At 59.6% G+C, this 14,430-nt stretch carries 14 protein-coding genes; 5 read left to right on the top strand and 9 right to left on the bottom strand.

What is annotated here, in order from left to right; genetic code table 11:
* Position 1 precedes the first annotated feature (1 nt).
* The 8 genes from ACRRSD_RS02955 to ACRRSD_RS02990 all read right to left on the bottom strand — a co-directional run bounded on the left by ACRRSD_RS02955 (position 2) and on the right by ACRRSD_RS02990 (position 8,056).
* Positions 2-1,123, bottom strand: coding sequence for a muconate cycloisomerase family protein (locus tag ACRRSD_RS02955; RefSeq protein WP_435037046.1), 1,122 nt, complete (start codon positions 1,121-1,123; stop codon positions 2-4).
* A gap of 22 nt (positions 1,124-1,145) precedes the next feature.
* The gene (locus tag ACRRSD_RS02960; RefSeq protein WP_435037047.1) at positions 1,146-1,907 is read right to left on the bottom strand and encodes a 1,6-dihydroxycyclohexa-2,4-diene-1-carboxylate dehydrogenase; all 762 of its coding nucleotides are present in this window, start codon (positions 1,905-1,907) and stop codon (positions 1,146-1,148) included.
* Between the two features lie 21 nt (positions 1,908-1,928).
* Positions 1,929-2,942 (bottom strand): benzoate 1,2-dioxygenase electron transfer component BenC, encoded by a 1,014-nt coding sequence (benC, locus tag ACRRSD_RS02965; RefSeq protein WP_435037048.1) that lies wholly within the window; start codon positions 2,940-2,942, stop codon positions 1,929-1,931.
* 20 nt (positions 2,943-2,962) lie between these two features.
* The gene (gene benB, locus ACRRSD_RS02970; protein ID WP_435037049.1) at positions 2,963-3,451 is read right to left on the bottom strand and encodes a benzoate 1,2-dioxygenase small subunit; all 489 of its coding nucleotides are present in this window, start codon (positions 3,449-3,451) and stop codon (positions 2,963-2,965) included.
* Positions 3,451-4,806 carry a benzoate 1,2-dioxygenase large subunit gene (gene benA / locus ACRRSD_RS02975; protein WP_435037050.1) on the bottom strand — a complete coding sequence of 452 codons (1,356 nt, stop codon included), beginning with the start codon at positions 4,804-4,806 and terminating at the stop codon, positions 3,451-3,453. Before benA ends, benB begins: the two co-directional genes overlap by 1 nt.
* A gap of 151 nt (positions 4,807-4,957) precedes the next feature.
* A complete protein-coding gene (locus ACRRSD_RS02980; protein ID WP_435037051.1) occupies positions 4,958-5,914 on the bottom strand; it encodes an AraC family transcriptional regulator in 957 nt (318 codons plus the stop codon).
* Between the two features lie 875 nt (positions 5,915-6,789).
* Positions 6,790-7,713, bottom strand: coding sequence for a bifunctional helix-turn-helix transcriptional regulator/GNAT family N-acetyltransferase (locus ACRRSD_RS02985; RefSeq protein ID WP_435037052.1), 924 nt, complete (start codon positions 7,711-7,713; stop codon positions 6,790-6,792).
* Between the two features lie 67 nt (positions 7,714-7,780).
* A complete protein-coding gene (locus ACRRSD_RS02990; protein WP_435037053.1) occupies positions 7,781-8,056 on the bottom strand; it encodes a hypothetical protein in 276 nt (91 codons plus the stop codon).
* 137 nt (positions 8,057-8,193) lie between these two features.
* Here ACRRSD_RS02990 and ACRRSD_RS02995 point away from each other — a divergent pair, with 137 nt between their 5' ends.
* Positions 8,194-9,030: an AraC family transcriptional regulator gene (locus ACRRSD_RS02995; protein WP_435037054.1), complete on the top strand. Its 837-nt coding sequence runs from the start codon at positions 8,194-8,196 to the stop codon at positions 9,028-9,030.
* A gap of 55 nt (positions 9,031-9,085) precedes the next feature.
* Positions 9,086-9,682 (top strand): LysE family translocator, encoded by a 597-nt coding sequence (locus tag ACRRSD_RS03000; protein WP_435037055.1) that lies wholly within the window; start codon positions 9,086-9,088, stop codon positions 9,680-9,682.
* 112 nt (positions 9,683-9,794) lie between these two features.
* Here ACRRSD_RS03000 and ACRRSD_RS03005 read toward each other — a convergent pair whose 3' ends face one another.
* Positions 9,795-10,565: a helix-turn-helix domain-containing protein gene (locus ACRRSD_RS03005; RefSeq protein WP_435037056.1), complete on the bottom strand. Its 771-nt coding sequence runs from the start codon at positions 10,563-10,565 to the stop codon at positions 9,795-9,797.
* A 231-nt stretch (positions 10,566-10,796) separates the two neighbouring features.
* Here ACRRSD_RS03005 and ACRRSD_RS03010 point away from each other — a divergent pair, with 231 nt between their 5' ends.
* From ACRRSD_RS03010 to ACRRSD_RS03020, 3 genes are read left to right on the top strand one after another with little or no spacing between them, the layout of a single operon-like run.
* Positions 10,797-12,422, top strand: a complete 1,626-nt coding sequence (locus ACRRSD_RS03010; protein ID WP_435037057.1) for an APC family permease — start codon at positions 10,797-10,799, stop codon at positions 12,420-12,422.
* A gap of 22 nt (positions 12,423-12,444) precedes the next feature.
* A complete protein-coding gene (locus ACRRSD_RS03015; RefSeq protein WP_435037058.1) occupies positions 12,445-13,371 on the top strand; it encodes a 4-hydroxyproline epimerase in 927 nt (308 codons plus the stop codon).
* Positions 13,372-13,426: 55 nt separating this feature from the next.
* Positions 13,427-14,374, top strand: a complete 948-nt coding sequence (locus ACRRSD_RS03020; RefSeq protein ID WP_435037059.1) for a dihydrodipicolinate synthase family protein — start codon at positions 13,427-13,429, stop codon at positions 14,372-14,374.
* Positions 14,375-14,430: the final 56 nt, after the last annotated feature.

A 14,430-nucleotide genomic window follows, 5' to 3' on the forward strand; every position in this document is an offset into this window, starting at 1 on the left:
TTCAGTGGCGGCGAAAACGCGCCAGACGCTCTTCGTCCAGCGCCAGGCCAAGGCCCGGCGTTCGCGGGATGTGCAGATGGAAATCGCGGTACTGCGGCGTTTCCGTGACGATGTCTTCGGTCAGCAACAACGGACCAAACAGCTCGGTGCTCCAGGTCAGTTGCTTCAGGGTCAGGAAGGCATGCGCCGAGGCCAGCGTGCCGACGGAGCCTTCGAGCATGGTGCCGCCGTACAACGCGATACCTGCTGCTTCGGCGATCTGCGCGGTTCTGAGCACGGCGCGCGGGCCGCCGTTTTTGGCGATTTTCAGGGCGAACACACTGGCGGCACCGTCGGCGGCGAGGCTGAAGGCGTCCTCGACGCTTGCGATCGACTCGTCGGCCATGATCGCTGCCGGGCTGCGCTGATTCAGGCGAATCTGCCCGGAACGGTTGACCCGTGAAATCGGCTGCTCAATCAGGTCGATGCCGTTGTCACCGAGCACCTGACAGCCACGAACCGCCTGGGATTCGTCCCAATACTGATTGACGTCGACCCGCACACTGGCACGCTCGCCCAAGGCTTTTTTGATCGCCACCACATGCTTGAGATCCTGTTCCAGCGGGTTTGCGCCGATCTTCAATTTGAAGATGCGATGGCGGCGTGCTTCGAGCATCTGCTCGGCTTCGGCGATGTCGCGGGCGGTGTCGCCGCTGGCCAGGGTCCAGGCCACTTCGAGGCTGTCCCGCACACGGCCGCCGAGCAGCTCGCTGACCGGCAAACCGAGGCGCTTGCCTTGGGCGTCAAGCAATGCGCTTTCGATACCGGACTTGGCGAAGGTGTTGCCCTTGGCGATCCTGTCGAGCCGCTGCATCGCCGCGTTGATGTTGCTGGCCTCCATGCCGACCAGCGCCGGAGCCAGATGCGCATCGATATTGGCTTTGATGCTTTCCGGGCTTTCGTAGCCGTAGGCGAGGCCGCCGATGGTGGTGGCTTCACCGATGCCTTCGATGCCGTCGCTGCAACGTAGACGCAGGATTACCAGAGTCTGCTTCTGCATCGTGTGCATCGCCAGTTTGTGCGGGCGGATGGTCGGCAGGTCAACGATGATCGTCGTCAGGTTTTCAATCAGGATTCGCTGCATTTTTGTGTCCCTTGAAAAGTGCTCAACCGAGGTCGCCGCCACCAACTGGCAAGGTCACGCCGGTGATGTAGGAGGCGTCGTCGGAGGCGAGAAAAAGTATCGCGCCGACCTGTTCGTCGAGGCTGCCGTAACGTTTCATCAGGCTGCTGTCGAGGGTTTGCGCGACGATCTCCTGATACCAGGCCTGCTCTTGCGCCGACTGTTCGCCGGCATTGCGCGGGATGCGCCGGGGCGGCGCTTCGGTGCCGCCCGGAGCCGTGGCGTTGACGCGGATGCCACGCTCGGCGTTTTCAAACGCCAGGCACGCGGTCAGGGCATTGATGCCGCCCTTGGCCGCGCCGTACGGCACACGATTGATGCTACGGGTGGCAATCGACGAGACATTGACGATGGCGCCGCGCCCTTGCTTGAGCATGTACGGCAGCGCGGCGTGGCAGCACCACAGGGTCGGGAACAGCGAGCGGCGCACTTCAGCCTCGATCTGCTCGACGTCGTAATGCTCGAACGGCTTGGCCCAGATCGTACCGCCGACGTTGTTGATCAGGATGTCGAGGCGGCCGAAGGTGTTGATCGCCTCGGCCATGACCCGTGCACAATCGGCGTATTGCTCAAGGTCAGCGGTCAGCGCGAGAACGCCCTCGCCTTGCAGTTCGTGAACCAGTTCGGAACGATCAACCGCGACCACTTGCGCGCCTTCGTTCAGCAGGCGTTCGCACACACGGCGGCCGATACCCTGCGCCGCGCCGGTGACCAGCGCGACCTTGTTGGAGAATCTGTTGTTCATGACAACCTCGAAAATAGGGGTTCAGGCAGCCGCTGCGGCGAATTTTTCGTAGTAGAAATTCGCCGGGGTGATGCCCTGTTCACGAATGTATTGGCTGACGGCTTCAACCATCGGCGGCGGGCCGCACAGGTACACGTCGACGTCGCCTTCATTGAGATGGTGCGGCTCGATGTGCTGGGTGACGTAGCCCTTGAGCGGGTGCGCGCTCTGCGGATTGGCCACGCAGGCGCCGAAGCTGAAATTGGCGATCCGTGCGGCAAAGGCTTCGAGGCGATCGAGTTCGACCAGATCGAAATCGTTGGTCACGCCGTAGATCAAATGCACCGGGTGCGCGCTGCCCTGCTCGGCGATCTTTTCCAGCATCGCGGTGAACGGTGCCAGGCCGGTGCCGCCTGCGAGCAACAGCAACGGCCGCTTGATTTCGCGCAGATAGAAGCTGCCCAAAGGACCAGCCAGCGTCATGCTGTCGCCGGCCTTGGCCAACCCGGTGAGGAAACTGCTCATCAAGCCGCCAGGCACGTTGCGAATCAGAAAGCTGACCTCGCCGTTCTTCTGCAACGAGCTGAAAGAATAGGCGCGGGACTGCTCGCTGCCCGGCACTTGCAGATTGACGTACTGGCCCGGCAAAAAAACCAGTTTGCTTAGCGCCTCGCCCTTGATCGACAGGGCGATGGTGCTCTTGGACAACTGCCGGACAGCGCTGATCGAGGCGTGGAAATTCGCCTGCTCGGTCTTGCACACTTGCGAGCCGGCCGGCACGCGGACGACGCAATCGCTGGCGACGCGCATCTGGCAGGTCAGCACAAAACCTTGCGCAAGTTCATCGGCGCTCAAGGCGTCTTCGATAAAGTTGTCGCCCATGTCGTAACGCCCGGCTTCGGCGAAACATTTGCAGGTGCCGCAGGCGCCGTCACGGCAATCCAGCGGGATGTTGATGCCTTGGCGATACGCCGCATCGGCCACGGTTTCATGGCTGCCAGCCTCGATGAATCGGGTGACGCCGTCTTCAAAATTAAGCGCGATCTGGAAATTCATGGTGCACCTCGCCGTGTCGACTAGATGTGGTAGATGTCGATGACCTGACGGACGTAATCGTTTTTCAGCACGACTTTCTTGGCCTTGATCAGCGGCTGTTCGCCACGCAGATCGAGGGTGTAGAAACTGCTGCCGAAGTAGCTGTCGGTGACCTGGTAGCGAAAGCTCAGGGTGTGCCAGTTGAAACGCACCTGGCACTGGTCGGCGCTGTGCTCGACGATCTCGATGTTGCTCAGGTTGTGCGATGTGCGGGTGTCGGGGATGGTCGCGCTGGAGCGCTCGGTCTTGATCCGGAAGATGCGGTCTTCGAGGCCGCCACGGTTGCCGTACCAGATCAGCGAGATTTCGCTTTGCGGGTCTTCGGTGAGTGTGTCGTTGTCATCCCAGGCCGGCATCCAGAAGGTCGCATCGGCGGCATAGAGTTCCAGCCATTGATCCCACTGGCCGTCATCGAGATAGCGCGCTTCGCGGAAGAGAAAATCGCGCACGGCGTCATAGAGGTTGCTCATCACACGGCCTCCACGGGGATCAACTGTGGCTCGGTGGCGGCGGCTTTGAGCATGGTTTCCTGCCAATACTTGTGTTGCAGTACGAACAGGCCTTCGTCTTCGGTGCGCATGCCGGAGAGCAGTGGTTTGAGGTCGATTTCTTCGGCGGCGGCGTCGGCACCTTCGACCCAGTGAGTGGCGCCTCGGGACATGTCGTTCCAGCCACGGCCAGCGCCATAACCGGTCTGGCACGAGCGGAACTCTTCCAGATCATCCGGCGTGGCCATGCCGCTGACGTTGAAGAAATCTTCGTACTGACGAATACGTTTGGCCCGGGCTTCGGCGCTCTCGCCTTTGGGGGCGATGCAGTAAATGGTGATTTCGGTCTTGTCGACCGAGATCGGCCGGGCGATGCGGATCTGCGAACTGAACTGATCCATCAGGTACACGTTGGGGTACAGGCACAGGTTGCGCGAGTTTTCGATCATCCAGTCGGCGCGGGCCTGGCCGAAATCACGGGCCAGCTCGTCACGGCGCTCGTAGGCCGGACGGTCCTCAGGGTTGGCCCAACGGGTCCAGAGCAGCAGATGGCCGTGATCGAACGAGTAGAAACCGCCGCCCTTCTTCGCCCAGCTGCCAGCGCTCATGGTCTTGATCGCTTCGCCCGCTTCGCGCTGTTGGCGCTGGTTCTGGGTGGCGGCGTAGTTCCAGTGCACGGAGCTGACGTGGTAGCCGTCGGCGCCATTTTCAGCGGTGAGTTTCCAGTTGCCTTCGTAAATGTAAGAGCTGGAGCCGCGCAACACTTCCAGGCCTTCTGGCGACTGGTCGACGATCATGTCGATGATTTTTGCCGACTCGCCCAGATGTTCGGTGAGAGATTTCACATCGGCATTCAGGCTGCCGAACAGAAAGCCGCGATAGGACTCGAAACGCGCGACTTTGGTCAGGTCATGGGAGCCTTCGCAGTTGAAGCCTTGCGGGTAACCGGCTTCGCTCGGGTCTTTGACCTTGAGCAGTTTGCCGCTGTTGTTGAACGTCCAGCCGTGAAACGGGCAGGTGTAGCTGGAGCGATTGCCGGACTTGTGCCGACAGAGCATGGCGCCACGATGGCTGCAGGCATTGAGGAACGCGTTGAGCACACCGTCCTTGTTGCGCGCGATGAAGATCGGCTGGCGCCCCATAGTGGTGGTGAGAAAATCGTTGTTGTCGGGGATCTGGCTTTCGTGGGCGAGGTAAATCCAGTTGCCTTCAAAGATGTGCGCCATCTCCAGTTCAAACAGACGCGGATCGGTGAACATCTCCCGCTTGCAGCGGTAGGCGCCCTTCTCCTTGTCTTCTTCAAGCATGGCATTGAGGTAGTCGATTCCCAGGGACATGGCCGGGGCCTCCATTGTTATTGTTCAGGCCAGGTCAGATTAGGGAGGCGATGCACGGGGCAATAGCCGAATCCTGCAGATCGCTATCCGTTTTGTGCAGGATGGCGCGGCAGATGATTCAGCGTGTTTCGGAGGGGGTTAGCGCGGTGTTTTAGTGGCGGCGTTTGAAGGTCTGCGATGGCAGCTCGCCGAATTGCTGGCGATAGCTTTCGGAGAAACGGCCCAGGTGCAGGAAGCCGTAATCCAGCGCCAGTTCAGTCAGATTGCGCACCGGGCAACTCGGGTCGCTGAGGCAGGCGTGGATGCGTTCGAGCTTGCGATGCCGGATGTATTGCATCGGCGTGACGCCCAGTTGGCGTTCGAACAAGGTGTACAGCGAGCGCAGACTCATGCTCGCCTGTGCGGCCAGATGTTCGGCGGGCAAATCCAGTTTCAGATTGCGTTCGATGTAATCGACGATGCGTTCGAAGCTGATATTCGGCGCGCTCAGGCATTCACGGCTGACGTTGGTGTTCATCAGCGCGATCAGTTTGCTGCCGATGATCTGCGCGTAATGCTCCTGCACCCGCAGCAACGGATCGCTGGCCTCGGCTTCCTGGCAGATCATCGCCAGCAGGTTGGTGAAGCCTTCCAGCTCATCCAGCCGATAGTGATTGCGCAGGAAACGGATACCGCTGGAGGGGTGCTGCCAACGCTGCTCGTTGCACACCGATTCGAGCACGCTGACCGGCACCTTGAGGATGAATTTCTCGCAGTCGTCGGAGTACGTCAGATCGACCGGATCATCCGGATTGATCAACAGCAACTCGCCCGGCACCAGATGCTGTTCGCGCTTGTGCCCGCGCCACAGGCAATTACCTTGCAGCAAGACTTGCAGGTGGTACACGGTCTCCAGCGCAACGGAGGTCACGCGCACGCTGCCGCCATAACTGATGCGGGCCAGGTCGAGATCGGCGAGTTTGCGGTGGTTGAGGCTGGCTTGTGGGTGGGTGGTTCTGGACAGACCGATGAAATGCTGGCCGACGTGCTGATTGACGTAATCGGAGACGGCATAAGGGTCAGCGTGACGGAACACGCTGCTGCGATCGCTCAGCAGATGGCTGTCCATGGGGCATTGCTCGTTGTTGTCGTTATTTTGGGGTCGCGGGTTTTCAGGCATCACGACTCACAGTACGCCGGAGTGTCGGGGTGGGCAATTGGACGAAGGTTTGGGTGCTCGATAATCGAACGTTTTTTGCGGATTACGGGGTGGTTTGAATTAGGCCTACACTTGCCGAAGAAATGCCCTACACGCCAAAAAATCCGATACAGAAAAATCCTACTTATGACAGTTTTAAAAAACAAAAAAAGCCCGTTCCAGTCGAAACTGAAACGGGCTTCTCCCACCTCAACGGCCCTTACTTAAGGTCGTCAAAGTGGTCTCGCAGGAACTCGTAAAAGCGAAAGGCTTTAAACAATCTCCATACAAGGCTCAGCGTACGCAGCAAAAGCTTCATACGTTTTGGCCTCCAGGGCTGGGGGCCAAACCTCCGGCAAGCTTACCGGATCTTGCGTGCCTTCAGCCTGCACGTTAAAGCAGCTAGTGAGGCGGCCGGTTGAAATCCCTCCGAAACATCATTCCGGCACGGGTGCAAAACCGTGTCAAAGGGCATGAAACCGTTTAGTCACCAGCCTGGCCGCACCGCTGCTTGAACAAGTGAGCGCCCGCATCATAACCTTCATTCGAAGGCTTTCAGGAAAAGTAATTTTCTGTTTTGTTAACCATTATTTCTGCCAGCTTTTTCTGGAAATGAAATAGCGCAAACAACCAGTTTCTTACGAACTTTAACCTTGCAAGGGGGCCCAAAGACTCCTACCATGAGCGAACGTTAAAGCAGCTAGTGAAGCAACAAACCTCAGCCGCAAACCGAGGTTAAAAAACCACCCCGCTAAGGTGGTTTTTTTTCGTCTGCCTTTTCACTGCACCCGCCGATGAAAATCAGATCACAACGCCCGCGCCCACGTCTGACTCACCAGATCCTTGCCAAAGCTGTGAACCGCCTCCTCCTCCACCAGTTCAAACCCGGCCTGCTGATAAATCTTCCGCGCTGCCGTCAGGTTGCTGGTCGTCCACAAGGTCATGTTCTTGTAGCCAATCTGCCGGGCAAAGCGCAGGCACTCTTCGACCAGACGACTGCCAATCCCCAAGCCCCGCGCGCTGGCGTCGACATAAAGCATGCGCAGTTTGGCGGTCGTTTGATCCTGGCGGACGATGAACACGGAACCGATGACCTTGCCGTCCTTTTCCGCGATCCAGCAGCGCTCACAGGTAGGGTCGTAATCACGCAGGTACTTAGCGACCACCTCGGCCACCAGTGTTTCGAACTCTGAATTCCAGCCGTATTCGCGGCTATACAGCGCGGCTTGTTGTTGCATCACCGTGCCCATGTCGCCGGGCTGCGGATCGCGTAATACGTAGGTTGAATCCTGGTTGCCTTGCAGCAGCGTCTGGATCAGCGTCATCGCGCCGATCAGCTGTTTCTGCTGCGGTTCAGGTAATCGCTCGAGCATGGTAACGATCTGTTCGCGGGAAGCCTTTTCCAGCGGGATCAGGATTTCACGGCCCAAGTCAGTAAGGTGTAATTGCGCAGCGCGAGCATCCGTGGGCGACGGGACTTTCTGGATCAGGCCGCGCTTCTCGAAACCGCTGATGATCCGGCTCATGTAGCCGGCGTCCAGCCCAAGCATCTGGCGTAGATCGGCGCTGGTCAGATCACCGCGCGAGGCCAGCTCGTACAAAATGCGCAGCTCAGTCAGCGAGTAGTCGCTTTGCAGCAGATGCTCCTGCAATACGCCGATCTGATGGGTGTAGAAGCGGTTGAAGCCGCGCACAACGTCGGCTTGCTCGAGAAGATGGCTGCTGGACATGGCAGATACTCAGTTAATTGCTTAAAGCAACTATATATTTGCCTGAAGCAACCATGTCAACAGAAAGCTATCGGCACTTGGCCAACACCACCTGACAGGTGTCCGGCGTCCCCCCGGAGCGCCCGGCATAACGAATACAGTTGTTCATCGACTTCTGCCGGGCCATGTTCAGACTGGAGCCCCAGGCCAGACCGCCCTCACCGACCGACGGCAAGGCTTTGGCGTAGCAGGCATCGCCAACACCCGAGGGTGGATAGTGTTTTCGGCTGGAGCAGCCTGCGCCAAGCGTCAGGCTAAGCCCGATCAGGGTGAGCATGCCCCAGAGCGAGCATCGGTTGAGCATCGTATTTCACCTGCCGCCAAAGGGGTTGTGACCTTCAGAGTCTAGCCCCCTCACCTGCACAAATCTTCTAAACGTGCATGACCATTGCGCGGTATTTTATGAGGCCGCACCTTTCAATGGCGAACTCTGGAGCCTTCGTGGATAAACGCAACTGGATCGAACTGTCCCAGGATGTCGACACCGGGATTGAATCGATTCGCGCTCACTTTGAGGGGCATGCCTACGATCCGCACTGGCATGACAGCTTCCTCGTCGGCGTCACCGAGCAAGGTGTGCAGCAGTTCAATTGTCGCCGCGTGCGCCATCGCAGTACGCCGGGCAATGTGTTCCTGCTGGAGCCGGGGGAAATCCACGATGGGCAAGCGCCGACCGAGGAAGGTTTTACCTATTCGATGCTCTACCTCGATCCGCACTGGCTGGAGCGTGAAATGCATGCGCTGTTCGAAGACGCACCGTCCGACAGCCAGCCCGGTTTTGCCGACACGCTGAGCCAGGATTCGCGTCTGGCTACCGCGATCCATCAGGCTTTCCATGCGCTGCATGACGGTGATTTACGCATCGTCCGCCAGACCGCCATCGACGCTCTGCTGGGTTCGCTCACGTGCCATCTCGCCTGGCGCAAGCGCCTGGACTTCGATCCGCGCTTGCCGCTGGTGGCGCAAATGGCGCGGGATTATCTGCACGCGCATACCTATGAAGATATCGGTCTCGATGACCTCGCACGGGTCTGCGGGGTGGATCGCTTTCGTCTGAGCCGCGCGTTCAAGACAGCCTTTGGCCTGGCCCCACACGCGTACCTGATCCAGCTGCGTCTGGCCAAGGCGCGGCAGTTGCTGGCCCGGGGTGAAACGCCGGCGCAGGTCGCCAGCGTGCTCGGCTTTGCTGATCAGAGTCACCTCGGCCGCTGGTTCCGCCGCGCCTACCAACTCACCCCTGCCGACTACCGCAAGCGCTGCTCAAACCTTCCAGACTGACGCATACCGACTGGCGATCATGGCTGCCTGTGTTCATTTTCAGGAAATCCGGATCATGGCGTCATTACTGCCCTTTCTGCTGTTTGCTTTCGTCGCTTCGATCACACCGGGGCCGACCAATATTCTGGTGTTGAGCCACAGTTCGCGCCAAGGCTTGCTCGCCACTCTTCCAATCATTTTCGGTGCCTGTGCGGCGGCGGCGCTGATTGTGCTGGTGGTTGGCCTTGGTGCCGGCGAGACGTTGCTGCGTTACCCGCGCGTGCAGCAAGCCATGGCCTGGGGCGGTGTGCTCTGGCTGAGTTGGCTAGCGTGGCAGATCTTTCGCAGTGCACCGCCATCGCTGAATCCGGACGATACACAGGAGGAAGGTTTCAGCGTGCTGGGCGCCGCCATGCTGCAACTGGTCAATCCCAAGGTGTGGATGATGGCCGTGGCGGTGGTCAGCGTGTTTGTCGGCGGTGGGGATAAAACCCTGCGGCTGCTGGTGTTGTCCCTGGCGTTTCTGTTGGTGTCGCTGCCGTGCATGACGTTCTGGGCGTTGCTGGGAGTGGGCAGTGCGCGGTTGATGGGATCGCCAAAGGCGTTCAAGCGGATGAATGCGGCACTGGCACTGTTGCTGCTGCTTTCGGCATGGCTGACTGTCCTGAAATAACTCCACTGTAGGAGCTGCCGAAGGCTGCGATCTGTTGATCTTGATCTTAAAAAACAGAATCAAAAGATCGCAGCCTTCGGCAGCTCCTACATAGCGCTTCAATACCATTTCATCAGGGTGAGGTGGCCTGCCGATACTCGCGCGGTGTAAATCCGGTCGAGGCCTTGAACTGCCGAGTGAAGGCGCTGTGATCGGTGTAGCCGCATTGCAGCGCCACATCGGTAATCGGCAGATCGGTATGCAACAACCGGTGCGCGTGTTCGAGGCGTACTTTCTGGATCATCTGCCGTGGCGTCAGGTGAAATACCCGTTTGCAGTAACGCTCCAGCTGCGCAACGGAAATACCGGCAATGCGGGTCAGTTCACCGAGGGTGACGCGGCGATTGAAATTCGCGCGGATATGCTCATCGACCGCCGCCAGCCGCTCGAATGCCGGGTGCGTTTCACTGGCAGATTGCAAGTCCACCGAAATCCCCGCCAGGCCAATGATCATCCCGTCACGGTTGTACAGCGGGTGCTTGTGCGTCAGGCACCAGCCCGGTTCGCGACTGCCATACAGATGCAGTTCGAGCTGATCCTCCAGCACAAAGCCCTCCTCCAGCACCTTGCGATCCTGCTCGGTGTAACCCGGCCCGAGTTGCGCCGGGAACACTTGTGCACTGGTTTTGCCGAGCAACGGGCGTAAATCCTTCAAGCCACAGCGCTGCACCAGCGTGCGGTTGGCGAGCACGTAACGAGCCTGCACATCCTTGATGAAAATCGCCGCATTGGGGATCACATCGAGCATCGGCAACAACAGCGCCGCGCCGCCCAAGAGTTCCTCCAGTGTCTGCGGACGCTGGCCATTCATGCCTTGAGCCAGGATCGAAAACGCCTGCTGCATCCAACAATCCTCTCGTAACGTGGATCGACCCCGCGCCCGTCATGCGGCGTTCGCGTGCAGATTGCAGCATCGTTCAAAGCGTGTCGAGGGCCACGTTGGGTCTGCGCCATTGTGCTGATTTCGTCATCGAAGCCGCGGCAAAACATCAATCGCTACACCGGCGACAAGTTCAAAGTCTGGCCGTCCCAGTGACACAACTGCCTATCCAATAACTCACAAGAAGGCGATGCCATGTCAGGCCAAGGCAAGTTCAAAAAACAGCTTTCACTGATCGACCTCACATTTATCGGGCTGGGGGCGATCTTCGGTTCCGGCTGGTTGTTCGCGGCCAGTCATGTGTCCGCGATTGCCGGGCCGGCGGGGATTTTTTCCTGGCTGCTGGGCGGCTTCGCCGTGTTGTTGCTGGGCATCGTTTACTGCGAGCTGGGCGCGGCATTACCGCGTGCCGGTGGCGTGGTGCGTTACCCGGTGTACTCCCACGGGCCGCTGCTCGGCTACTTGATGGGCTTCATCACCTTGATCGCGTTTTCCAGTCTTGTGGCGATCGAAGTGGTTGCCTCGCGCCAATACGCAGCGGCGTGGTTTCCCGGTCTGACCAAAGCCGGCACTGGCGACCCGACGATTCTCGGCTGGTTGGTGCAGTTCGGCCTGTTGTGCGTGTTTTTCCTGCTCAACTACCGCAGCGTGAAGACCTTCGCCAAGGCGAATAATGTGGTCAGCGTATTCAAATTCATCGTGCCGTTGCTGGTGATCGGTGTGCTGTTCACTTTCTTCAAACCGGCCAACTTCGAGGTGCAAGGCTTCGCCCCGTTCGGTCTGTCGGGTGTCGAGATGGCGGTGTCGGCGGGCGGCATCATTTTCGCTTATCTGGGCCTGACACCGATCATTTCGGTGGCCAGTGAAGTGAAGAATCCGCAGCGCACCATTCCCATCGCGCTGATCCTTTCAGTGCTGCTGTCGACGCTGATTTACGTGCTGCTGCAAATGGCCTTTCTCGGCAGCATCCCGACGGAAATGCTCGCCAACGGCTGGGCCGGGATCAGCAAGGAATTCGCCCTGCCGTACCGTGACATCGCGCTGGCGCTGGGCGTCGGTTGGTTAGCGTATCTGGTGGTCGCCGATGCGGTGATCTCGCCCAGCGGGTGCGGCAACATCTACATGAACGCCACCCCGCGTGTGATCTACGGCTGGGCGCAGACCGGTACCTTCTTCAAAGTCTTCACCCACATCGATGAAAAATCCGGCATTCCGCGACCGGCGCTGTGGCTGACCTTTGCCCTGTCGGTGTTCTGGACCCTGCCGTTCCCATCGTGGGAGGCGCTGATCAATGTGGTCTCCGCCGCATTGGTGTTGAGCTACGCAGTGGCACCGGTGTCGGTGGCAGCGCTGCGCCGCAATGCGCCGGACATGCCGCGCCCGTTCCGGGTCAAGTGCATGGGCGTGCTCGGACCGGTGTCGTTCATCATCGCTGCGCTGATTGTCTACTGGTCGGGCTGGAACACCGTGTCGTGGTTGCTCGGCCTGCAAATCCTGATGTTCGTGGTCTACCTGCTCTGCGGTCGTTTTGTGCCGACCGCTCACCTGAATCTGGCCTGTCAGGTGCGTTCCTCGGCGTGGCTGATCGCCTTCTACGCGGTGACCATCGTGCTGTCGAAACTCGGCACCTTTGGTGGCTTGGGCATCCTCGCTCATGCATTCGACACCATCGTCGTCGCCGCATGCGCCACCGGCATTTACTACTGGGGTGCAGCGACCGGTGTGCCGGCGCACCTGCTACGTCTGGAAGACGACGATGAGGAAAGCGAAGTCGCTGCCCCTATCTCGACCGTTTCTGCGCGCCCTGCCGGCGCCTACTGAAATCACCCAACGGGATCTATTCATGAAAGAACTACACGTCATTGATTCCCACACCGGCGGTGAACCGACGCGCCTGGTGATGAACGGCTTCCCCGAGCTGCCCGGCAACACCATGGTGGAAAAACGCGATGCCCTGCGCACTCAGCATGACCAATGGCGCCGCGCCTGCCTGCTGGAACCGCGCGGGAACGATGTGCTGGTGGGTGCGCTGTACTGCGAGCCGGTATCGGCGGACGCCACCTGCGGGGTGATCTTCTTCAACAACGCCGGTTATCTGGGCATGTGCGGCCACGGCACCATCGGTCTGATCAATTCGTTGCATTACCTGGGGCGAATCGAACCGGGCGTACACAAGATCGACACGCCCGTCGGCCCGGTCAGCGCCACGCTGCATGACGACGGATCGGTCACTTTGGGCAACGTACCCGCCTACCGCCATCGCAAAAAGGTACCGGTTGACGTGCCGGGCTACGGCCGCGTATTCGGCGATATCGCTTACGGCGGCAACTGGTTTTTCCTCGTCTCCGAACACGGCCAGACATTGACGATGGACAACGTCGAACACCTCACGGCGTACACCTGGGCGATGCTCAAAGCCCTCGAAGAGCAAGGCATTTACGGCGACGACGGCGCAGTAATCGATCACGTCGAACTGTTCGCCGATGACGATCAGGCCGACAGCCGCAACTTTGTCATGTGCCCCGGCAAAGCCTACGACCGCTCCCCGTGCGGCACCGGCACCAGCGCCAAACTCGCTTGTCTGGCCGCCGACGACAAGCTGCAACCCGGTGCAACCTGGGTGCAGGCGAGCATCACCGGCAGCCAGTTCGAAGGCCGCTTCGAATGGGACGGCGAACGAGTGCGCCCGTTCATCACTGGCCGCGCTTACATGACCGCCGACAGCACTTTGTTGATCGACGAAGCAGACCCGTTCGCGTGGGGCATTTGAGCCAACGCGCTGACTTTTCACCTCAATTTGAATGATGTGCCAAGGAGTTAAAACAATGAGCGACAACATCTTCACCGGTTGCATGCCGGCCCTGATGACCCCGTGCACCGCCCAGCGCAAACCGGACTTCGACGCCTTGGTGGCCAAGGGTCGCGAGCTGATCGATATCGGCATGAGCGCCGTGGTCTATTGCGGTTCCATGGGCGACTGGCCGCTGCTGACCGAGGCCGAGCGTCAGGAAGGCGTGGCGCGTCTGGTGGCCGCCGGGATTCCAACCATCGTCGGAACCGGCGCGGTGAATTCCCGTGAAGCGGTTTCCCATGCGGCGCACGCGGCAAAAGTCGGCGCGCAGGGTTTGATGGTGATTCCGCGTGTGCTATCCCGTGGTGCTTCGCCAGCTGCGCAAAAAGCCCACTTCGCAGCGATTCTGCAAGCCGCACCGAACCTGTCGGCGGTGATCTACAACAGCCCTTACTACGGCTTCGCCACTCGCGCTGACCTGTTCTTCGAACTGCGTCGCGAGCACCCGAACCTGATCGGTTTCAAAGAGTTCGGCGGTGGTGCCGACCTGCGTTACGCCGCCGAAAACATCACCTCCAAAGACGATGACGTGACCTTGATGGTCGGCGTCGATACGCAAGTGGTGCACGGTTTCGTCAACTGCAACGCCACCGGCGCCATCACCGGCATCGGCAACGCCCTGCCCCGCGAAGTGCTGCAACTGGTGGCGCTGAGCAAGCAAGCGGCCAAGGGTGATGCCAAGGCCCGGCGCCAGGCGCGGGAACTGGAATCGGCGCTGGCGGTGTTGTCGTCGTTCGATGAAGGCTGCGATCTGGTGCTGTATTACAAGCATTTGATGGTGCTCAACGGCGACAAGGAATACACCCTGCACTTCAACGAAACCGATGCATTGAGCGACTCGCAACGGCGTTATGCCGAGAAGCAGTATTCGCTGTTCCGTCACTGGTACGAGAACTGGTCGGCGGAACAGAACTTCGCCTGACACGGCTTCTCACCTGCCGCGAAGCCTTGTGACTCGCGGCAGGCCTCCCTCTTTTT

Source organism: Pseudomonas neuropathica (assembly GCF_051174785.1).
Lineage (GTDB): Bacteria > Pseudomonadota > Gammaproteobacteria > Pseudomonadales > Pseudomonadaceae > Aquipseudomonas > Aquipseudomonas neuropathica_A.